Origin of the sequence: Streptosporangium sp. CA-115845 (assembly GCF_050943795.1) — a bacterium.
Lineage (GTDB): Bacteria > Actinomycetota > Actinomycetes > Streptosporangiales > Streptosporangiaceae > Streptosporangium.
On record NZ_CP191988.1, the window covers coordinates 6,631,081 to 6,655,662 of the forward strand.

4 protein-coding genes are annotated in these 24,582 nt (G+C 70.9%); all 4 read right to left on the reverse strand.

Annotated elements, in window-relative coordinates; genetic code table 11:
- The 4 genes from ACQP0P_RS31910 to ACQP0P_RS31925 are packed head-to-tail and all read right to left on the reverse strand — an operon-like array spanning position 1 to position 24,501.
- Positions 1–213, reverse strand: coding sequence for an MbtH family protein (locus tag ACQP0P_RS31910; RefSeq protein WP_433361765.1), 213 nt, complete (start codon positions 211–213; stop codon positions 1–3).
- Entirely contained in the window at positions 210–4,001 is a 3,792-nt protein-coding gene (locus tag ACQP0P_RS31915; protein WP_433361768.1) for an amino acid adenylation domain-containing protein, read from the reverse strand. The genes ACQP0P_RS31910 and ACQP0P_RS31915 overlap by 4 nt, the downstream gene beginning before the upstream one ends.
- On the reverse strand, positions 3,998–11,899 hold the full coding sequence (locus tag ACQP0P_RS31920; protein WP_433361771.1) for an amino acid adenylation domain-containing protein: 7,902 nt from the start codon (positions 11,897–11,899) through the stop codon (positions 3,998–4,000). The genes ACQP0P_RS31915 and ACQP0P_RS31920 overlap by 4 nt, the downstream gene beginning before the upstream one ends.
- A complete protein-coding gene (locus ACQP0P_RS31925; protein WP_433361774.1) occupies positions 11,896–24,501 on the reverse strand; it encodes an amino acid adenylation domain-containing protein in 12,606 nt (4,201 codons plus the stop codon). Before ACQP0P_RS31925 ends, ACQP0P_RS31920 begins: the two co-directional genes overlap by 4 nt.
- Positions 24,502–24,582: the final 81 nt, after the last annotated feature.

A 24,582-nucleotide genomic window follows, 5' to 3' on the forward strand; every position in this document is an offset into this window, starting at 1 on the left:
TCACTGTTCGGTTGCCCTGATCAGGCTGTTGGGCCGCATGTCGGTCCAGTTGGTCTCGATGTGGTCCAGGCAGGCCTGCCTGGAGTCCTCGCCGAAGGCGACGGTCCAGCCCGCCGGGATCTCCGACCAGGCGGGCCAGAGAGAATACTGGCCCTCGTCGTTGATCAACGCCAGATAGACGCCCTCGGGGTCCTCGAATGGGTTGCTGCTCACTCTGTGTCCTCTCTGAGAAGGGCGGCGATCTCCGCGACGGGTCCTGGACTCAACATGTTCGCATGGTCGCAGGCGACCTGGTGATCATGGATGGCGCCGGTGACGTACGGCTTCCAGTCGGCGGCCGTGGGACCGCCCTCCTCACGGCCGTGAGCCGCGGTCACGAAGAGCACATCCCCCTCGAACATCCTCGGCGCGTACTCCTCGGAAATCTTCACACCGTTCCGGTAGTTCCGGTAGACCGCCGTCAGCGTCCGCTCGTCCAGCGTGGCGTACGGGCCGCCCTGCTCGCGCAGGAACTCCACGACGTCGCCGATCTCGCCCGGCCCGTCGTAGTCGATGGCCGAGAGCAACTCGACCAGCACGTCACGCTCGTCCGGGTTGATCTCCTGGCCCGGGTAGGAGTCCAGCAGTGCCAGCAGCGTGACCTCCTCCCCTCGCTCGCGCAGCTCCACGGCCATGGCGTGGGCGATCAGGCCGCCCATCGACCAGCCCGCCAGCCGGTACGGCCCGTGCGGCCGGACCTGGAACAGGCGCTCCAGGTAGTCCAGGGCCATCGCCTCGATCGATGGGGCCACGTAGTCGGGCTCGGCCAGCACCCTGGCCTGGAAGGCGTAAAGGGGCTGGTCAGGGCCGAAGTGGCGGAGCAGTCCGGCGTACGGCCAGCCGAGCCCGGCACCGGGGTGCACGCAGAACAGCGGCGGCCGGGAGCCCGAGGCACGCAGCGGGAGCAGCATCTCCAGACCTCCCTCTCCCAGGTCCCGCGTGCTCTCCCCCCGAGCGCGGGCGAGCGCCTCGGCCGTCTGGTGGGCGAACACCTCGCGCGGGCTGATCACCAGCCCCTCCCGCGCCGCGAGGGAGACCAGCCGGATCACCCCGATGCTGTCACCCCCCAGGTCGAAGAATCCGTCGTCGGCGCCGACCCGCTCCAGGCCGAGCACCTGGGCGAACAGCCGGCAGAGCGACTCCTCCTCGGGGGTGCGAGGGTCGCGCCCCGCGGTGGGGGCGGACTCCGAGGGCAGGGCGGCGCGGTCCACCTTCCCGTTCGGGGTGAGCGGCAGCGTGTCCAGGCCGATCACCGACGACGGCACCATGTACTCGGGGAGCGTCCGCCCGGCGAACCGCCGCAGTTCCTCGGGCGCCACGGTGCCGGCCACGTAGGCGAGCAGGCGGCGGTCGCGGACGGTCACGGCCACCTGGACGACACCCGGGTGCCCTGCCAGGGCCGCCTCGATCTCCGCCGGCTCGATGCGGAACCCCCGGATCTTGACCTGGCGGTCGGCACGGGCCAGGTACTCCAGCTCGCCGTCCGCCGACCATCTGACCACGTCCCCGGTCCGGTACATCCGCCCGCCGTACGGGCAGGCGACGAACCGTTCCGCGGTCAGCGCCGGGCGCCCGAGATAACCGCGGGCCAGCCCGGCGCCCGCCAGGTACAGCTCGCCCGGCACCCCCGGCGGGACCGGCCGCAGGAAGCCGTCCAGCACGTAGGCGCGCATGCCGTCCATGGCCCGCCCGATGGGCGGCGTGCCGGCGCGGGAGAGCTCGGAGAGCGGGTGATGGGTGGCGTACGTCGTGGTCTCGGTGGGCCCGTAGACATGGCCGAGCAGGGTCCGCGGGCAGGCCGCCAGCACCCGGCGCATGGCCGCGGCCGAGGCTGCCTCACCTCCGGTGAGGACCTCGGCGAGCGGCGCGAACGTGCCCGGCGCCTCCTCCGCGACCAGGTTGAACAGTGCCGTCGTGATGAACAGCGCGGTCAGGCGGTGCCTGGTGACGAGGCCGGCGAACGTGTCGGGACCGAGGTCGCCCGGCGGCGCGACGACGACGGTACCGCCACGGAGCAGCGGCACCCAGATCTCGTAGGTGGAGGCGTCGAAGGCGTGCGGCGCGTGCATCAGCACCCGCCGGTGCCGCTCCCACCTGCGATCCGCGGCCAGGGCCACGACGTCGCGCTGCCGCACCGCGACCCCCTTCGGCGTTCCCGTCGAACCCGAGGTGTAGATGACGTACGCGAGATGCTCGGGGTGAACCTCGACCCGCGGCTCCGGCGGTGCCGGATCGGCCGGGACGGGCTCGTCCACCCGGATCACCTGGGCGGCGTGCTCGAATCCCGGGGCGCGGTCGGTGACCAGTACGGGAGCGCCGGTGTCGGCCATCACCCAGTTCATCCGGTCCGGTGGGTGGCCGTGGTGGATCGGGACGTAGGCTCCCCCCGCCTTGGCGATGGCCAGGGTCGTCACGACCACGTCGGCGGACCTGCCGAGCAGGACCGCGACCGGCGTCTCAGGGCGGACGCCCAGCCCGATCAGCCGGTGAGCCAGCCGGTTGGCCCGGTCGTCCAGCTCGGCGTAGGTGAGGGAGAAACCGTCGCCGACGACGGCCTCGGCGTCCGGTGCCCGCCGCACCCGCTCGGCGAAGGCAGTCGCGATCGTCGTCGCGGCCCCGGGCACGGGCGGGGGTTCGGGGCCGTTCCAGTCGTCAAGGATCCGGACGCGCTCGTCGGCGGAGAGCGGGTCGAGCCGGGCGAGCGGCAGCCCGGGGTCGGTGGCGACGGCCTTGAGAAGAAGGACGAGCCTGTCCAGGAGCCTGACGGCCTCGGCGTGGGGGACGACGTCGGGGCGGTGGTCGAGTCGCAGGGAGAGCCGCTCACCGGGGACGACCGCCAGGGCCAGCGGATAGTGGGTCGCGTCGCTGCCCGAGGCACCCACGAGCCGCGGCCCCGCTTCCACGCCCGCTTCCACGGAACGGCCGTTCAGGGTCGCGGTGTCGAGAGGGTAGTTCTCCAGGACCGTCATGGTGTCGAAGAGCTGCCCCAGCCCGCAGGCGCGCTGGATGTCGGACAGGCCGAGGTGGTGATGGGCGAACAGCTCGGACTGCTCCGCCTGGAGGCGTTCGAGCAGCCCGGCCAGGGTCTCGGCGGGGTGCAGCCGGACCCGGACCGGCAGGGTGTTGATGAACAGCCCGATCATGCGTTCGGCACCGGGCAGCTCGGGTGGGCGGCCGGAGACCGTACCGCCGAAGACGACGTCGTCGCGGCCGGTCAGCTGGGCCAGCAGCAGCGCCCAGACCCCCTGGACCGCCGTGTTGAGGGTGAGCGATCGGGCGCGCAGGACGGAGGTGAGCCGGCCGGTGAGATCCTCGTCGAGATGGGCTCGGACGCATCCGGGATTCACCGGCGTCCGGGTGGCGAGGTCCGCGGCGACGAGGGTCGGCCCGGCGACCCCGTCCAGGGCACGGCACCACGCCTCCCGCGCGGCGGCCCGGTCCTGGCGTGCCAGCCAGGCCAGATGGTTGCGGTACGGCGGCGCGGGGGCGGGTTCCCGGCCCGAGTACAGCGCGAACAGCTCGGCCGCCAGCAACGGTGTCGACCAGCCGTCCAGCAGGATGTGATGGTTGGTGAAAACCAGCCGGTATCTCTGGGGACCACTCCGTACCAGCACGAACCGCATCAACGGCGGCCGGGACAGGTCGAACCGCCGGGCCCGCTCCTCGGCGGCCACCGTCTCGGCGTCGGTCCCCGCCACCTCCCGCCACGGCACCTCCACCCGCCGGTGCACCAGCTGCACCGGATCGCCACCCGCCCGCTGCCGGAACGAGGCCCGCAGGTTGGCGTGACGGTGCACCAGCCGACAGGCCGCGTCCCGCAGCGCGGGGACATCGAGGGCGCCCTCCAGCTCCAGCACGAGCTGCGCGGTGTAGACGTCGGGCGCCGCCTCGTCGAACAGGGCGTGGAAGAACAGGCCCTGTTGCAGCGGCGACAACGGCAGGATGTCCTCAAGCTGACTCACCGTGCGCTCCACTCCGCGTCGAGTTCCGCCGCGAACGCGTCGATCTCTTCCTGGCTGATGGAGATCAGCAGGTCCGACGGGGTCAGGCCGTCTCCGGTGTGTCGGGACAGGCCGGTGAGGGCGGTGAACCACGCCTCGGCCAGCTCCCTGACCTGCTCCTCGCCGTACAGGCGCCCGGCCCACGACCAGGTCGCCGAGAGGCGCGGCCCGTCCGGCAGGTCCCTGGTGAAGGCGTTGACCTCCAGCGCGTGCGGGAGCGCGAGGTCGGCCGCGTGCCCTCCGCCCACCGCCTCCGACTCGGCCGCCGGGGACCAGTCCGCACCTGTGGCGGCCTCGACGCGGCCGAGGTAGTTGAAAGCCAGCTCCGGTACGGGACAGCGGGCCAGTTCCCGCGCGGTGACGGGGTTGAGGTGGCGGAGCAGGCCGTAACCGACGCCTTCGCCGGGAGTCGCACGGAGCTGCTCCTTGACCTGTTTTATCGCCCGCGCGGCGGTGGGCCCCGAAAGGTCGGTCCAGTCGGCGGGGCCCGGGTCGAGCCTGACGGGGTGGATGGTGGTGAACCAGCCCACGGTCCTGGACAGGTCGACGTCGGGGAAGATCTCCGCACGGCCGTGTCCCTCCAGGTCGAGGAGGACCTCCCGCTGCCCGGTGCAGCGGGTCACGGCCAGGGCGAGCCCGGCGAGCAGCACGTCGTTGACCCGGCCGCGGAACGCCGTCGGGAGCCGGGTGAGCAGCGGAACGGTGACATCGGCGGGAAGTTCGAGCGTGAGGTGGCGCTGGGTGGCGAAGGTGTCCGTGGACGGATCCAGCCGCCCGGTGCCGCCACCGAGCGTTCGGGTCCAGTGATCGAGCTCGCCGGTCCTGCGGGCCGCCTCGTCGTGCAGGCGGCGTGCCCAGGTACGGAAGGAGGTGGGCACCGGCTCCAGCACCGGGACGACTCCCTGAGAGATCGCGTTCCAGGCGGTGAACAGGTCCGGCAGCAGGATGCGCCAGGACACCCCGTCCACCGCCAGATGATGCACCGTCACCACCAACCGGCCCGACACCCCCGATCCGGCGTCCAACCACGCCACCCGGACCAACTGCCCGGCCACCGGATCCAACCCCGACCGCGAGACGACCGCCTCCTCGGCCACCGCCACGGCCAGATCCCCCGACACCTCCACCCGGCGCACACACCCGTCCGCCACCACCGCCCCCCGCGAAGCGACCTCACACTCCCCGCCCGCCGACACCCGCAACCGCAGCACGTCATGGTGATCCAGCACCACCTGCACCGCGAAGATCAGACGGTCCAGCCCCAGCCCGGGAGGAACCCGCAGGACGACCGTCTGGCTGAAGTCACCGATCGGCCCGGTCAGGTCACGCAACCAGGCCATGATCGGGGTCTCGGGGAACCAGCCGACCCCCGCCCCTTCCGGCTCACCCCGCTGCTGCCGCTCCTCGACCGCGACCGCGGCCAACTCCCGCACGCTCTGATACCGGAACACATCCCGAGGCGAGAACACCACCCCCGCCGCACGCCCCCGAGCCACCAACCGGATCGCCACGATGCTGTCCCCACCCAGATCAAAGAACCCGTCATCCACCCCCACCGCCTCGACCCCCAGCACCTCGGCGAACAGGCCGCACAACACCTCTTCCCGCACCGACAACGGCCCCTCACCCGACACCACCACCGACGGCGCCGGCAACGCCGCCCGATCCAGCTTCCCGTTCCCCGTCAACGGCAACGCCCCCACCACCACCACCGCCGACGGCACCAGGTAATCGGGCAACACCTCCCCCGCGAACCGCCGCAACCGCCCCACATCCAACCCCCCCGACGAATCCGACGGGGCCGGTGCACCGGACACGCCTGACGGCTCCGCACCCGGCACATCCGACGAACCCGCACCCCCCGACGCCCTCCCATCCCCAACCGGGCCGCCGGCCGACTCCACCACCGCGTCCACCACCGCGCCCGTCGCGGCCTCCACCACGTACGCCACCAACCGCCGATCCCCCGGCCGGTCCTCCCGCACCACCACCGCCACATCCGCCACCAGCGGATGCGCCGCCAACACCGCCTCCACCTCCCCCAACTCGATCCGGAAACCCCGCACCTTCACCTGCTGATCAACCCGCCCCACATACTCCAACCCCCCACCCCGACCCCACCGCACCACATCCCCCGACCGATACATCCGCCCACCAGAACCATCAAACGGACACGCCACAAACCGCTCCGCCGTCAAAGCCGCCCGCCCCGCATAACCCCGCGCCAACCCCGGACCCGCCACATACAACTCCCCCACCACACCAGGCGGCACCGGCCGCAAAAACTCATCCAACACATACAACCGTAAATCCGGAATCCCCACCCCAATAACACTCGGAGCACTCTCCTCCACCATTCCACGATTCAGTGGCAAATAGGTTACATGCACCGTCGTCTCGGTAATCCCATACATATTCACCAGCAGCGGCGCATTCTCGGGATGGCGGTCGTACCAGTCACGCAGCCGCCCCAACTCCAGCGCTTCCCCGCCGAAGATGACATACCGCAACGACAAATCCACCCCACCCAGATCCCGCTCCGCCGCCATCAACTGATAAAACGCCGACGGCGTCTGATTCAACACCGTCACCCCGCACTCCACCAACAACCCCAAAAACTCCACCGGCGAACGACTCACCTCAAACGACACCACCACCAACCGGCCACCCGACAACAACGCCCCCCACAACTCCCACACCGAAAAATCAAACGCATACGAATGAAACAACACCCACACATCAGACTCACCAAACCCGAACCACTCCCGAGTCGACGCCAGCAACCGCGTCACACTCCCCTGCGAAACCACCACACCCTTCGGACGCCCCGTCGACCCCGACGTGAAAATCACATACGCCGGATGCCCGGGAAGAACCCCCCGCCCCCCACCCACAACCGGAACCAAAGCCGGGGCCGGGGCTGAAGCCGATGTCGATGTCGATGTCGATGTCGAGGCTGGGGTCAGGTCTGGGGTCGAGGTCGGAACCGAGACTGAAGCCGGAGTCGGAGCCGAGGGCACCCCCGCACCCGCCACCACCTTCGAACCGTCCAGCACCACCCGCGCCAGCCCCGCCGGCAACACCCCCTCCGTCCCCGGCACCACCACCGCCACCACCGCAGCCGCATCCTCAACGATCCGCGCCACCCGCTCCACCGGATACGACGGATCCACCGGCACATACCCACCCCCCGCCTTCACCACCGCCACCACCGCCACCACCAACTCCACCGACCTCGGCACCACCAACACCACCAACCGCTCCGGACCCACCCCCGCCGCCGCCAACACCCCCGCCAACACCCCCGCCCGCGCGTCCAACTCCCCATACGACACCTCCACCCCCTCACACACCACCGCCACCGCGTGCGGTGACCGCGCCACCTGAGCCTCGAACTCCCCCACCAACGTCGACCCGGCAGACACCACCCCCCGCCCCGCCCACTCACCGAGAATGACCTCACGCTCGACCGGATCCAGCAGATCGATCTCGCTCAACCGGACATCCGGATCGGCCACCACCGACTCCAGCAACCGCCCGAACCGCACCACCATGTCCTCGACCGTCACCCGATCGAACAGATCGAGACTGAACTCCAGACCGCCTTCGAGGCCGCCGCCGGGACGCTCGGCAAGGGTGAGCTGGAGGTCGAACTTGGCGGTGTCCGGGGTGAACGGCTCGACGGAGATGGACAGCCCGTCGAGCTGGAGGGTCGGGACGGGGTTGTTCTGGAAGGCGAGCATCACCTGGAAGAGGGGGTGGCGGGCCATCGAACGAGCCGGAGCGACGATCTCCACCAACCGCTCGAACGGCAGATCCTGATGACCGTACGCCGCCAGATCCACCTCCCGCACCCGCCCGACCAACTCCCGAAACCCCGGATTCCCCGAGGTATCGGTCCGCAACACCAACGTGTTGACGAACATCCCCACCAGATCGTCCAACGCCTCATCCATACGACCCGCCACCACCGAACCGATCGGAACATCCGAACCCGCCCCCAACCGGGTCAGCAACGCCGCCAACCCGGCCTGCACCACCATGAACACCGTCGCGTTCGCCTCACGCGCCAGCTTCACCAGGCCGCGGTGAACCTCCCGGCTGATCTCCAGCCGGACCGTGTCACCCCGGTGGGAGGCGACCGCGGGCCTCGGCCGATCGAACGGCAACACCAACTCCTCGGGCAACCCCGCCAACCGCGACCGCCAGAACGCCACCTGCGCACTGACCAGACTCCCCGGATCCGACTCCGACCCCAGCAACTCCCGCTGCCACACCGCGTAATCGGCATACTGCACCGGCAACGGCACGAACCCCGGCGCCACCCCCCGCGACCGCGCCGCATACGCCGCCAGCACATCCCGCGCCAACGGCGCCATCGACCACCCGTCACCCGCGATGTGATGCAACACCAGAAGCAGGATCCGGGTGGAGGAGTCAAGCTCAAAGAGGCGGGCGCGCAATGGCGTCTCCACGGTCAGGTCGAAGCCCCGCCCCGCCTCGGCCGCCAGCGCGGGCCCGAGCGTGTCGGCGTCGACGCGGACAACCTCGAAGGACACCTCCGCGGTGTCCAGCAACCGCTGACACGCCACCCCGTCCACCTCGGGAAACACCGTCCGCAAACTCTCATGCCGACCCACCACATCCCGCAGGGCAACCCCCAACACCCCCACATCCACCCCACCCACCAACCGCAACACCACCGGCACGTTATAAACCCCCGCCCCCACCCCCAACCGATTCAAAAACCACAACCGCCCCTGCCCGAACGACAACGGCACCACCCCAGAACCCCCCACCCCCGAACGCACCGACACCCGCCGACGCACCCCACCCAACCCCTCCCGCGACAACCACTCCGCCAACCCCGCCACCGTCGGAACCTCGAACACCACCCGAACCGAAACCTCCACCCCCAACACCGACCGAACCCGACCCACCAACCGCATCGCCAGCAACGAATCCCCACCCAGCACGAAAAACGAATCCCCCACCCCCACCCGCTCCACCCCCAACACCTCCGCGAACACCCCACCCAAAAGCTCCTCCACCACCGAACGCGCCCCCCGATCCGACTCCGAAATCACCCCAGGAGCCGGCAACGCCGCCCGATCCAGCTTCCCGTTCCCCGTCACCGGCAACGCCCCCACCACCACCACCACCGACGGCACCATGAACTCCGGCAACACCGCCCCCGCGAACCGCCGCAACTCCCCCACATCAAGCACCGGCCCCGCACCTACCGACCCCACCCCAACCAAAACACCCTCTGCCGAAACCCCCTCCGCCGGAACCACGTACGCCACCAACCGCCGGTCCCCCGGACGGTCCTCCCGCACCACCACCGCCACCCGCGACACCGACCCATGCCGGGCCAGCACCGCCTCCACCTCACCCAACTCGATCCGAAAACCCCGCACCTTCACCTGCTGATCAACCCGCCCCACAAACTCCACAACCCCATCACCACGACGCCGGACCACATCCCCCGTCCGATACATCCGCCCACCGGAACCACCGAACGGACACGCCACGAACCGCTCCGCCGTCAACCCGGCCCGCCCCAGATACCCCCGCGCGAGACCGGGCCCGGCCAGGTACAGCTCCCCCTCCACCCCGGCCGGAACCGGCCGCAGCCACGAATCCAGCACGTACGCCCGAGCGTCGCGGACCGGCGAGCCGATCGGCGGGATCTCACCCGCCTTCAGGGGGGCGCTCATGGTGGCGGCTATGGTCGCCTCTGTCGGGCCGTACGCGTTGATCATCAGACGGCCGGGGGCCCAGGCGTCCACCAGGTTCGGCGCGCAGGCGTCCCCACCGACGATCAAGGTCCGCAGGTCGGGCAGCGAGACCTCCGGAACCCCGGCCAGAGCTGCCGGGGGGATCAGGGCATGGGTGACCCGCGCCTCCCGCAGGGCATCGGCCAGCGCGGCCCCGCTGTAGGCGCCGGAAGGAGGAATGACCATGGCGGCCCCGGCGGCGAAGGCCATCAGCAGTTCCATCACCGAGGCGTCGAAGCTGGGCGAGGCGAAGTGCAGAACGCGACTGTCCGGGGTGATCCCGAACCTGTCGACCTGCGAGCATGCGAGGGCGGCGATGCCGGCGTGGGTGACCACGACGCCCTTGGGCCGCCCCGTCGAACCGGAGGTGTAGATCACGTACGCCGGACGCTCCGGCACGAGCGGCACACCGAGATCGGATTCCGCGTATCCGGATGTGTCGGCCCCGGCCAGCCAGTCGGCGTCGACCACCAGGGCGGGGGCGGCGTCCGCGAGCATGTAGGCGACCCGTTCCTCCGGGTAGCCGAGGTCGACGGGCAGGTAAGCACCGCCCGCCTTCAGCACGGCCAGCGCCGCGACCACCAGATCGGCGGAACGGCGCAACCCCAGCGCCACCAACCGCTCGGGGCCGATTCCGTACTCGGCCACCAGCAGCCGAGCCAGACGGTTGGCGCGGCCGTTGAGCTGCCCGTACGTGACAGCCTCGCCGAGGTGGACCAGCGCGGTGGCCTCGGGGTCACGGGCGACGGCGGCTTCGAAGAGCTCGGGCAACGTACGGCGCGGCACCGGTGCGCCGGTGTCGTTCCACTCCTCGACGGCCTGGCTGTGCTCGGCGACGTCAAGGATGCCGATCCGGCCGACCGGCGTGTCCGGATCGGTGACGATCGTGGTGAGCAGCAGGCTCATCCGGTCGAGCAGCCGCCGGGCCTCGGCGGTGCTGAACAGGTCGGGCCGGTGGTCCAGCCGCAGGGTGAGTCGGTCTCCGGGGACGGCGGCGAGGGCGAGAGGGTAGTGGTGGGCGTCTGTCGAACCGAAGCCGGTCAGCCGCACCTCACCAAGGGCGGTACCGGTGGTGGAGGGATCGAACGGGTAGTTCTCCAGCACGGTGACCGTGTCGAACAGGATGCCGCGCTGGATTTCGGTCAGCCCCAGGTGATGGTGGGGCATCAGCTCCGCCTGCTCGTCCTGGAGGCGTTCCAGCATTTCGCCGACGGGCTCGGCGGGCCGGAGCCGGACCCGGACGGGCACGGTGTTGATGAACAGGCCGACCATGCGCTCGACCCCGGGCAACTCAGGCGGGCGGCCCGATACGACCGCGCCGAAGACGACGTCCTCGCGGCCGGTCAGCTTGGCGAGCAGCAGTCCCCACACTCCCTGCAGGACCGTGTTGACCGTGACGCCACGGCGACGGGCCAGTCTGGTCAGCGCGGCGGTCAGGTCGGCGCCCAGCTCGGTGGCGACCTTGCCCGGCGTCACGGGCGCGCCCGCGGCGGGCGCGACCAGCGTCGGCTCGTCAATGCCCTCCAGTGCCCGGTCCCAGGCGTCCTTCGCGGCGGCGCGGTCCTGGCGGGACAGCCAGGCCAGGTAGTTCTTGTACGGCGGCGCGGGCGGAGCCTCCACACCGAGATAGAGCGCCAACAGCTCGGTGACAAGCAGCGGGGTGGACCATCCGTCGAGCAGGATGTGATGGTTGGTGATGATCAGCCGGTGCCTGCCGGGCTCCGGCCGTACGAGAACGAAGCGGATGAGCGGCGGCACCGCCAGGTCGAACGGGCGTGCCCTCTCCTCCGCGGCCACCGCGGCCGGGTCTGCCCCCTCGACCTCCCGCCAGGACGGTTCGACCCTGTCCGGGATGACCTGGACGGGCCGGCTGAGGTCCTCGTGCCAGAAGGCGGCGCGCAGGTTGGCGTGGCGTTCGAGCAGCCTGGCGGCGGCGGCACGGAGCGCGGGGACGTCCAGCGGGCCGTCCAGATCGAGGGTGACCTGCGCGGTGTAGAGGTCGTGCTCGTCGTGGAGGGCGTGGAAGAACAGGCCCTGCTGCAGCGGCGAGAGCGGGAGGATGTCCTGGACCTGCGTCAACGCTTCTCCCACGCGGCTTGGATACGGTCGATCTCCCCCTGGTCCAGGTCGACCAGGAGGTCGCTCGGTGTGTGTCCTCCCGTGCCGTGCTCGGCCAGCCCGGCGAGTGCCTCGAACCAGGTATCGGCCAGCTCGGCGACATCCGCCTCGTCGAGCACCCCCTCGGGCCAGGACCATACGGCCTCCAGGTGGGGGCCGTCCGGCCGATCGTGCGCGGTCACGTTGACCTCCAGGACGTGTGCCACCGGCATCCCGGGGTCGTAGCCGCCGATCTCGGTGGGGACCAGGTTCCAGTCGCCTCCGGTGACCGCGACCCGGCCGAGGTAGTTGAACACGATCTGCGGCCGGGGAAGCTCGGCGAGCTTCTGCGCGGTCTCCGGCGCGAGATGGCGGAGCATCCCGTAACCCAGCGGGTCGGGCAGCGCCCTGAGCTGCTCCTTGACCTTTTTGATCGCCTGAGCCGCGGCCCGCTCGTCGGACCAGCCGGTCAGACCCGGGTCGAGCCTGACGGGGTGGATGGTGGTGAACCAGCCCACGGTCCTGGACAGGTCGACGTCGGGGAAGATCTCCGCACGGCCGTGCCCCTCCAGGTCGAGCAGGACGGAGGTGCCCCGGGCGCCGCGCTTCCTGCGCCAGTGGGTCACGGCCAGGGCGAGCCCGGCGAGCAGCACGTCGTTGACCCGGCCGTGGAACGCGGCGGGAACCGCCGCCAGCAGAGGTTCGGTCTTCTCCGGAGGCAGGGTACGGCGGAGACCGCGCAACGTCGCGGCGGTGTCGAGGCGCGGATCGAGGGGCCTGCGCCCGATGCGCGGATCAGGGCCGTCGAGGATCTCGGCCCAGTGGTCGAGTTCACCGACCCTGTTGGGAGCCTCGTCGTGCAGGCGGTGTGCCCAGGTACGGAAGGAGGTGGGCACCGGCTCCAGCACCGGGACGCTCAGCTGAGCGACCACTCCCTGAGGGAGCCCTTCTTGAGCGGTCGCGTCTTGCCGGGTGCCCTCTTCGCGCGCCGTCGTCTTTCCCGGGACCGATCGTTGGGCGACCCCTTCGTGAGCGATCACCTGCGGGACCGGTTCCTGACCGGTCGCGTGCCAGGCGGTGAACAGGTCCGGCAGCAGGATGCGCCAGGACACCCCGTCCACCGCCAGATGATGCACCGTCACCACCAACCGGCCCGACACCCCCGATCCGGCGTCCAACCACGCCACCCGGACCAACTGCCCGGCCACCGGATCCAACCCCGACCGCGAGACGACCGCCTCCTCGGCCACCACCGCGGCCAGATCCCCCGACACCTCCACCCGGCGCACACACCCCTCCGCCCCCACCGCCCCCCGCGAAGCGACCTCATACCCCCCCTCCGCCGACACCCGCAACCGCAGCACGTCATGGTGATCCAGCACCACCTGCACCGCGGAGGTCAGACGATCCAGCCCCAGCCCGGGAGGAACCCGCAGGACGACCGTCTGGCTGTAACCGGCGACAGGACCTTCGCGCTCCGCGAGCCAGGCCATGATCGGAGTCGCTGGAAACCAGCCGATCCCCGCGTCTTCCGCCTCGCCCCGCTGCTGCCGCTCCTCGACCGCGACCGCGGCCAACTCCCGCACGCTCTGATACCGGAACACATCCCGAGGCGAGAACACCACCCCCGCCGCACGCCCCCGAGCCACCAACCGGATCGCCACGATGCTGTCCCCACCCAGATCAAAGAACCCGTCATCCACCCCCACCGCCTCGACCCCCAGCACCTCGGCGAACAGGCCGCACAACACCTCCTCCCGCACCGACAACGGCCCCTCACCCGACACCACCACCGACGGCGCCGGCAACGCCGCCCGATCCAGCTTCCCGTTCCCCGTCAACGGCAACGCCCCCACCACCACCACCGCCGACGGCACCAGGTAATCGGGCAACACCTCCCCCGCGAACCGCCGCAACCGCCCCACATCCAACCCCCCCGACAGATCCACCGCCGCGTCCGCCGCGGCCTCCACCACGTACGCCACCAACCGCCGATCCCCCGGCCGGTCCTCCCGCACCACCACCGCCACATCCGCCACCAGCGGATGCGCCGCCAACACCGCCTCCACCTCCCCCAACTCGATCCGGAAACCCCGCACCTTCACCTGCTGATCAACCCGCCCCACATACTCCAACCCCCCACCCCGACCCCACCGCACCACATCCCCCGACCGATACATCCGCCCACCAGAACCATCAAACGGACACGCCACAAACCGCTCCGCCGTCAAAGCCGCCCGCCCCGCATAACCCCGCGCCAACCCCGGACCCGCCACATACAACTCCCCCACCACACCAGGCGGCACCGGCCGCAAAAACTCATCCAACACATACAATCGCAAATCCGGAATCCCCACCCCGATCAATCCGGCCGTACTGTCCACATCCAGCGACGCATAAGTGACATGCACCGTCGTCTCGGTAATCCCATACATGTTGACCAGGGAAATCCCACGGCCATGCCACTCGGCGATACGGCTGCCGTCCAGCGCTTCCCCGCCGAAGATGACATACCGCAACGACAAATCCACCCCACCCAGATCCCACTCCGCCGCCATCAACTGATAAAACGCCGACGGCGTCTGATTCAACACCGTCACCCCGCACTCCACCAACAACCCCAAAAACTCCACCGGCGAACGACTCACCTCAAACGACACCACCACCAACCGGCCACCCGACAACAACGCCCCCCACAACTCCCACACCGAAAAATCAAACGCATACGAATGAAACAACACCCACACATCAGACTCACCAAACCCGAACCACTCCCGAGTCGACGCCAGCAACCGCGTCACACTCCCCTGCGAAACCACCACACCCTTCGGACGCCCCGTCGACCCCGACGTGAAAATCACATACGCCGGATGCCCGGGAAGCACCCCACCCCCCAAGACCGAGTCCGGGGTTGAGGCTGGGATTGAGACCGGAACCGAGGCCGGGGCCAGGACTGGGGGTGAGACCGAGACCGGCATCGGAACCACGGTCTGGATCCGGGTCGGGGGTGAAACCGGAGCCGAGGCCGGGATTGGGGCCGAGGTCGAGACTGAAGCCGGAGTCGGAGCCGAGGGCACCCCCGCACCCGCCACCACCTTCGAACCGTCCAGCACCACCCGCGCCAGCCCCGCCGGCAACACCCCCTCCGTCCCCGGCACCACCACCGCCACCACCGCAGCCGCATCCTCAACGATCCGCGCCACCCGCTCCACCGGATACGACGGATCCACCGGCACATACCCACCCCCCGCCTTCACCACCGCCACCACCGCCACCACCAACTCCACCGACCTCGGCACCACCAACACCACCAACCGCTCCGGACCCACCCCCGCCGCCGCCAACACCCCCGCCAACACCCCCGCCCGCGCGTCCAACTCCCCATACGACACCTCCACCCCCTCACACACCACCGCCACCGCGTGCGGTGACCGCGCCACCTGAGCCTCGAACTCCCCCACCAACGTCGACCCGGCAGACACCACCCCCCGCCCCGCCCACTCACCGAGAATGACCTCACGCTCGACCGGATCCAGCAGATCGATCTCGCTCAACCGGACATCCGGATCGGCCACCACCGACTCCAGCAACCGCCCGAACCGCACCACCATGTCCTCGACCGTCACCCGATCGAACAGATCGAGACTGAACTCCAGACCGCCTTCGAGGCCGCCGCCGGGACGCTCGGCAAGGGTGAGCTGGAGGTCGAACTTGGCGGTGTCCGGGGTGAACGGCTCGACGGAGATGGACAGCCCGTCGAGCTGGAGGGTCGGGACGGGGTTGTTCTGGAAGGCGAGCATCACCTGGAAGAGGGGGTGGCGGGCCATCGAACGAGCCGGAGCGACGATCTCCACCAACCGCTCGAACGGCAGATCCTGATGACCGTACGCCGCCAGATCCACCTCCCGCACCCGCCCGACCAACTCCCGAAACCCCGGATTCCCCGAGGTATCGGTCCGCAACACCAACGTGTTGACGAACATCCCCACCAGATCGTCCAACGCCTCATCCATACGACCCGCCACCACCGAACCGATCGGAACATCCGAACCCGCCCCCAACCGGGTCAGCAACGCCGCCAACCCGGCCTGCACCACCATGAACACCGTCGCGTTCGCCTCACGCGCCAACGCCCTGAGCCGCCGCCCCGTCTCGGCCCCCACCGTCACCGGAACCGTGCCGCCCCGGTGGGAGGCGACCGCGGGCCTCGGCCGATCGAACGGCAACACCAACTCCTCGGGCAACCCCGCCAACCGCGACCGCCAGAACGCCACCTGCGCACTGACCAGACTCCCCGGATCCGACTCCGACCCCAGCAACTCCCGCTGCCACACCGCGTAATCGGCATACTGCACCGGCAACGGCACGAACCCCGGCGCCACCCCCCGCGACCGCGCCGCATACGCCGCCAGCACATCCCGCGCCAACGGCGCCATCGACCACCCGTCACCCGCGATGTGATGCAACACCAGGGCGAGCACATGCTCTCCGGGATCCAGGGTGAACAACCTCACCCGCAGCGGCGTCTCCACCGCCAGATCGAAGCCGCGTCCCGCGAAGGCCCGCAGTTCGTCGGCCAGCTCACTCTCCCCGACACCTACCTGGTCGAACGACACCTCCGCGGTGTCCAGCAACCGCTGACACGCCACCCCGTCCACCTCGGGAAACACCGTCCGCAAACTCTCATGCCGACCCACCACATCCCGCAGGGCAACCCCCAACACCCCCACATCCACCCCACCCACCAACCGCAACACCACCGGCACGTTATAAACCCCCGCCCCCACCCCCAACCGATTCAAAAACCACAACCGCCCCTGCCCGAACGACAACGGCACCACCCCAGAACCCCCCACCCCAGAACGCACCGACACCCGCCGACGCACCCCACCCAACCCCTCCCGCGACAACCACTCCGCCAACCCCGCCACCGTCGGAACCTCGAACACCACCCGAACCGAAACCTCCACCCCCAACACCGACCGAACCCGACCCACCAACCGCATCGCCAGCAACGAATCCCCACCCAGCACGAAAAACGAATCCCCCACCCCCACCCGCTCCACCCCCAACACCTCCGCGAACACCCCACCCAAAAGCTCCTCCACCACACCCCGCGCGCCCTCGGCCGACACCGCCCCAAAACCAGAACCCGAACCAGAACCCGGAACCGGCAACGCGGCCCGATCCAGCTTCCCGTTCCCCGTCACCGGCAACGCCTCCAACACCACCACCGCCGACGGCACCATGAACTCCGGCAACACCTCCCCCGCGAACCGCCGCAACTCCCCCACATCAAGCACCGGCTCCGCACCTACCGACCCCACCTCGACCAAACCCCCCTCCGCCGGAACCACGTACGCCACCAACCGCCGGTCCCCCGGACGGTCCTCCCGCACCACCACCGCCACCCGCGACACCGACCCATGCCGGGCCAGCACCGCCTCCACCTCACCCAACTCGATCCGAAAACCCCGCACCTTCACCTGCTGATCAACCCGCCCCACAAACTCCACAACCCCATCACCACGACGCCGGACCACATCCCCCGTCCGATACATCCGCCCACCGGAACCACCGAACGGACACGCCACGAACCGCTCCGCCGTCAACCCGGCCCGCCCCAGATACCCCCGCGCCAGCTGCGCTCCGGCCAGGTACAGCTCCCCCTCCACCCCGGCCGGAACCGGCCGCAGCCACGAATCCAGCACGTACAGGCGGGTGTTCCAGACGGGGTGACCGATCGGTACGGAGGTGGTCTCCGTGCCGGGACGGTGCTCCCAGAAGGTGACGTCGACCGCGGCCTCGGTCGGGCCGTAGAGGTTGTGCACCGGCACCCCCAGCCGGGCCGCCGCCTCGTCGGCGAGTGCGAGCGGCAGCGCCTCACCGCTGCAGATGAGAAACCGAAGAGCCGTACCCGTTCCGGACACCTCCGGCGAACCAGGAGAGGGCACCGCCTCCAGGAAGGCGGCCAGCATGGAGGGGACGAAGTGCAGGACCGTGATGCGTTCGGAGTCGATGAGCCCGGCGAGGTAGGACGGGTCCCGGTGCCCGTCCGGCCTGGCGACGATCAGGGTGGCGCCGGTCTGGAGCGGCCAGAAGAACTCCCAGACCGACACGTCGAATCCGGCCGGCGTCTTCTGCAGAACGCGGTCCGCCGGACCCAGGCGATACTCGGACTGGGCCCAGAGCAGGCGGTTGACGATCGCACCGTGGGTGACCACGACCCCCTTGGGCCGCCCCGTCGAACCGGAGGTGTAGATCACGTACGCCGGACGCTCCGGCACGAGCGGCACACCGAGGTCGGAAGCCGGATACCCGGAGGCGTCGGCACGGCCCAGCCAGTCACCGTCGATCACCAGAACCGGCCGTGCGTCATCCAGCATCGACGCGATCCGCGCCGCAGGAAGCTCCGGGTCGACCGGCAGGTAGGCGGCGCCCGCCTTGATCACGGCGTACATGGCGACCAGCAGGTCCGGTGACCTGGGCAGCATCAGCGCCACCACTCGTTCGGCGCCCACCCCGTGCTCGGCCACCAGCAGACGGGCCAGCCGGTTGGCTCGCGCGTTGAACGCCGCGTAGCTCAGCTCGTCCCCCTCGAACACCAGCGCCGTCGCGTCCGGCGTCCGCGCGACCTGGGCCTCGAACAGCGCGGCCAGCGTCGTGCGGGGCACGTCCGCGGCCGTGTCGTTCCAGTGCACGAGCTCGCGCTCGCCCGAGGAGAGCCCGTCGAGACGGCCGACGGCGGTGTCCGGCTCGGCGACCAGTCCGGCCAGCAGGTTCTGGAAGTGGTCGAGCAGGGCCGCGGCCTCCGCCTCGGTGAACACGTCGGGCCGGTACTGCAGCCGGAAACGGAGCACGTCCCCCGGCACGACCAGCAGCGTGATCGGGTAGTGCGTCGCGTCGGTCACGTCCGCCGAGGTCAGGTCGAGGTCGCCGATCGCCCTACGGGAGTCGATGGGGTAGTTCTCCATCACCAGCAGCGCGTCGAACAGGGGGCCGCGCCGGATCTCGGCAAGGCCGACGTGGTGGTGGGGCAGCAGTTCCGCCTGCTCGTCGCGGAGCCTGCGCAGCAGGTCACCCACGGTTTCCGCGGGGTCGAGCCGGACCCGGACCGGCAGGGTGTTGATGAACAGGCCGACCATGCGTTCGACCCCGGGCAGCTCGGGCGGACGGCCGGAGACCGTACCGCCGAAGACGACGTCCCGGCGGCCGGTCAGCCGGCCGAGCAGCAGGCCGAAGGCGGCCTGCATAACGGTGCTGAGCGTGCTGGAGTGCGTGCGGGCGAGAGCGGTGAGCGCCCTGGTCCGGCTGTCGTCGAGTTCGGCGGTGACCCTGGCGGGCGCGACCGGCTCGGCGGGGGCGTGCGGGGCGACGAGGGCGGGCTCGTCGAAGCCGTCCAGCGCGCGCTCCCAGGCCCGCCGGGTGGACTCGCCGTCCCGACCGGCCAGCCAGGCCAGGTAATTCTCGTACGGCGGCGCGGGGGCGGGTTCCTGGCCCGAGTACAGCGCGAACAGCTCGGCCGCCAGCAGCGGTGTCGACCAGCCGTCCAGCAGGATGTGATGGTTGGTGAGAATCAGCCGGTGCCTGCCGGGTCCGAGCCGTACCAGCGCGAAACGGAGCAGCGGTGGCCGGGACAGGTCGAACCGCCGGGCCCGCTCCTCGGCGGCCACCGTCTCGGCGTCGGTCCCCGCCACCTCCCGCCACGGCACCTCCACCCGCCGGTGCACCAGCTGCACCGGATCGCCGCGCAGCTCGAAGGAGGTCCGGAGGTTGGGGTGCCTGCGGATCAGGCGTTCCGCGGCGGCCCTGAGCCGTGGCGCGTCGAGGGGGCCGCTCAGCTCCAGGGTCAGCTGAGCGGTGTAGACGTCCACCTCCAGCAGGGAGTGGAAGAACAGGCCGTGCTGGAGCGGGGCGAGCGGCCAGACGTTCTGGAGGCCGGGGCCGAGCTCGTCGAGGTCGTCCTGGGTGAGGGCCACCGCGACGTCGGAGGGGGTGAGGCCGCCGCCGCCGTGCCGGGAGATGCCGGTCAGAGCCTCCGACCAGGCGGCGGCCAGCTCGGCGATCCGGTTGTCGGCGTGGCGGCTGGGATCCCAGGTCCAGGTGACGCGGAGGACGTCACCGAGGGCGATCGCGTCGATCTGGATGCCGTGCCTGAGCGGGGCGGCGGCATCCTGGCCACCGGACAGCCCTCCGGCTACGGGCTCCCAGTCCAGCCCGGAGGAGGTGATCCGGCCGAGATAGTTGAAACCGATCTCCGGCTGGGGCAGTGCGGCGAGTACGGGTGCCGTGTCAGGGTTGAGGTAACGCAGGAGGCCATAGCCCAGTGGGTCGGGAAGAGCGCGGAGCTGCTCCTTCACCCGCTTGACCGCCTGGCCCGCGGCCTGGCCTCCGTTCTTGAGATCGGCCCAGTCAACGGGGCCCGCGTCGATCCTGACGGGGTGCACGGCGGTGAACCAGCCCACGGTCGCGGACAGGTCCACGCCGGGGAGGACCTCCTGCCTGCCGTGCCCTTCCAGGTCGACGAGTACGGAACGCCGCCCGCTCCACCTCGCGACCGCCGCCGCGAGCCCGGCGAGCAGCACGTCGTCGGCGTTCCCGTGGAAGGCACCCGGCACGCTGCCCAGCAGCGGCCCCGCCACGTCGGCGGAGAGCTCCACGACCAGTTCCCGCCGCTCCCCCCAGGTTCCCCGCTCGCGTACCGGCGCGGCGGGAAGGAGTGAGCCATCGGTCGTGGGGACGAAAGCGCCCGAGGACAAGGCCCGCGCCGGTGAGGCCGGCGGGGACGGCGCGAGGAGCGCGGTCCAGGCGGGAAGGTCGGCCACCCGTACCGGGTTCACGGCCTCGGCCTGGAGCAGACGCGCCCAGGTGCGGAAGGAGGTGGTGGGCTCGGGCAGGCGTACCTCGGTGCCCTCTCTCCCTCCGCTCCAGGCCGCGAGAAGGTCGGGCAGCAGGATCCGCCAGGAGACGCCGTCGACGGCCAGGTGGTGGATGGCCAGCAGAAGCCGTCCGGACCGCTCGTGGCCCGCGTCGAACCACACGACCCGTACCATCCGTCCGGCACCGGGATCCAGCTCACCCCGGACCCGCTCGGCATACCCGGCCACCGTCTCGTCCGACACGTCCCGAACCCGCGCACCGTCCCCGCCGGGAACGCCGGGAACACCGGGAACACTGCCGGCCGCACCGTTCACGACACCGAGGCCCTCGCCGGCCGCCTCGTCCGGAACGACCTCCACCCGGCGCACGCAGTCCGCTGCCAGGACCGCTCCAGCCGGGGCGATCTCCAGCCCCCAGGCCCCGGCACCCGCCGGAGGCGTGGACGTCCGGAGCCTCAGCGCGTCGTGGTGGTCCAGCACGACCTGGACGGCGGCCGTCAGGTTGTCGAGGCCGAGATCCGGGGGTACCCGGAGCACCGCGCTCTGGCTGAATCCCTCGATCGGCCCTTCGCCCTCGGCGAGCCAGGCGATGATCGGGGTGACCTCGACGCTTCCCGTGCCGTCACCCGCCGGATCCGTACCGTCCGCGGGCTCCTCCGTGGCGAGGGCGACGAGGGCGAGGGCCTCGGGGGTCTGGTGCTGGAAGACCTGCTTCGGAGTGAGCGCGAGCCCGGCCTCCCGGGCTCGGGAGACGAACCGGATGGCGAGGATGCTGTCGCCGCCCAGGTCGAAGAACCCGTCGTCGGCCCCGGCCCTGGGCAGGCCGAGGACCTCGGCGAACAGCCCGGCCAGCAGGCGTTCGCGGTCGGTCGCGGGCTCCCGCCCCGAGGTCTCCCCCGCGGGTTCCGGCAGGGCACGCCGGTCGAGCTTGCCGTTGGCGGTCAGCGGCATCTCGTCCAGCGTCACGATCGCGGCGGGCACCATGTATTCGGGCAGGGACCGCCGCAGGTGCCCGCGCAGTTCCTCCGCGCCCGCGCCGCCGACCACGTACCCGACCAGCCGCAGGTCTCCCCCCGGCCCGGGCCCCCGGTCACGGCGGGCCAGCACGGCCGCCTGCTCGACGCCGGGATGCGCGGCCAGTACCGCCTCGATCTCGCCCAGCTCGATCCGGAAACCGCGGACCTTCACCTGCCGGTCGGCACGGTCGACGTAGTGGAGTTGCCCGTCGGCGCCCCAGCGGACCAGGTCGCCGGTGCGGTACATCCGCCCGCCGGGCACGAAGGGGTCGGCGACGAACCGCTCGGCGGTCAGCCCCGGCCGGTTCAGGTATCCGCGCGCCAGGCTGGGTCCCGAGACGTACAGCTCCCCGGCAGAACCCGGCGGGGCCGGGCGTAGTCCGGCGTCCAGCACGTGCAGGCGGGCGTCGTAGACCGGGCGGCCGATCGGGGTCTCGCCGGGGAGGGTCAGCGGGTCGCTGCAGGTGACGACGACCGTGGTCTCCGTCGGCCCGTAAACGTTGATCATCCGGCGCCCGGCGGACCAGCGGCGGACCAGCTCGGGGCGGCACGCCTCGCCGCCCACCAGCAGGGTCCGCAGCTCGGGGAGCGGTCTGACCGGGACCGTCGCCAGCGCGGCGGGGGTGACGAACGCGTGCGTGACGCGTGCCTCGGCGAGGAACCGGCCGAGCGGCTCGCCGCCGTACACCCCGGCGGGCACCGGCACGAGCGCCGCACCCGCCGACAGGGCCATCAGCCACTCGAGCACCGCCCCGTCGAACCCGATCGGGGCGAACTGCAGGACCCGGCTGTCCTCCGTCACCGCGTACCTGTCGATCTCGGTGCGCGCGTACGCGGGCAGGCCCGCGTGGGTGACCACCACCCCCTTGGGGCGGCCGGTGGATCCGGAGGTGTAGACGACGTAGGCCGGGTGTTCCGGCAGCAGCCCGGTCACCGGGTCGGTGGCGGGCAGGCCGTCGCCGGTCCAGGTGTCCAGCCGGACGACCCCGACGCCGGGCGGCGCGTGGAACCCGGCGTCGGCGTGGGTCACCACGGCGCAAGGGGCGGCGTCGGCGAGCATCGTCGCCAGGCGCTCCGGCGGATGGTCGGGGTCGAGGGGAAGGTAGGCGGCGCCGGACTTGAGGATGCCGAGGAACGCGACGGTCATGTCCAGGGAGCGGGGCACCGACAGGCCCACATAGCGGTCGGGCCCGGCGCCGAGGGCGATGAGGTGGTGGGCCAGCCGGTTGGCCCGCGCGTTCAGCTCGGCATAGGTGATCTCGGTGTCCCCCGCGACGACGGCGACGGCATCGGGAGCGCATCGCACCCGGTCCTCGAACAGGGAGACGGCCGTGCCCGGCGGCACCTCGCGTGGCGCGGCGCCCCAGTCGGCCAGCAGCGTGTGCTCGGCCTCGTCGAGGAGTTCCACGGCGCCGACGCGGGTGGTGGGGCCCGCCTGGACGGCTCGGGTGAGGAAGCGCAGGAAACGGCCGTGGTGGTCGGCCAGCAGGGCCTCGCCGTACAGGTCGGGGTGGCCGTCGAAGTCGATGCGGACTCCGCGCCCGTCGGAGCCGTCGTAGAGGTTGATCGACAGGTCTTCGACGGGCCCGGTGCAGAGCGGGTGCGCGACGGCGGTGTGACCGGCGAACCTCAGGTCGTAGTCGAACCGCATGATGTTGACCACCGGGCCGAACAGCCGGCCGCCCACTGTGCCGCGGAGTTCGCGGCGCAGGTCCTCGTACCGGTAGCGCTGGTGCACCAGCAGCCGCCCGACCTCCCGGGTGACCTGGGCGGACAGTTCGCCGAAGGTCGTCTTGGGGGAGACCGCCAGGCGGAGCGGGAGCACGTTGGAGAGCATCCCCGGTGTTCGCCGGGCGGCGGGCGTGGTCCTGGCGGTGACGGCCAGCCCGAGGACCACCTCGCGGGCGCCGGTGAGGCGCCCGACGAAGGCCGCGATCGCCGCGATCATGAACCCGGAGACGGCCGTACCGTGGGAGAGCGCGGCCTCGGTGAGCGCGGCGGCGTCGCGCTCACCGAGCGTGCCGCTCCGCCGGTTGAACCGCGACGTGGCGGCGGTGCCGGGGGAGAGAGCGGGGACCGCGCTCAGCTCGGCGAGCCTGCCGTGCCAGTGGCGGCGGTCGGCCTGGAAACGGTCGGAGGCGCGGTAGGCGGCGTCCTCCTCCAGCAACGTGGCCAGCGACTGGAAACCGCCGGGGCCGGGGTCGCGGCCGTCGACCAGCGCGGTGTAGACCTCGGCGAGACGCTGGGCGATCATCGGCCCGCTGTAGCCGTCCATGACCACGTGGTGGCAGCGCAGGTACCACAGGTGGCGGTCGGGCGCGATCCGGATCAGGGCGGTGGCCACGAGCGCGTCCTCGCGGAACGGCGAGCGCAGGTCCTTGCGCATCCACTCCAGAGCGGCCCGCTCCGCACCGAGTCCCCCGTCGCCCGGCTCTCCCCCGCCGAGGTCGAGGAACGGGCACGGCACCTCACGCTCCTCGACGACCTGACCGGCCCGGCCCGCCTCCTCGGTCTCGCCACCGATGATCCGTACGTGAACGGCGTCGACCTCCCCGGCGGCGAGTCGCACGGCCGCGGCGAAGACCTCCGGGTCGACCGGGCCGGAGATCTCTATGTACTGGGCAATGTAGAGCGGTTCGCCAGGGATAATCCGCTGGGCGTCCCATATTCCACTCTGCGCTGCAGACAATGGCAGGAGGGAATTCTTGCTGAACACCGTCGCCACGCTTTCCATCTGGGCCGGAAAATGCCTGACGGGTGCTTATTAGCA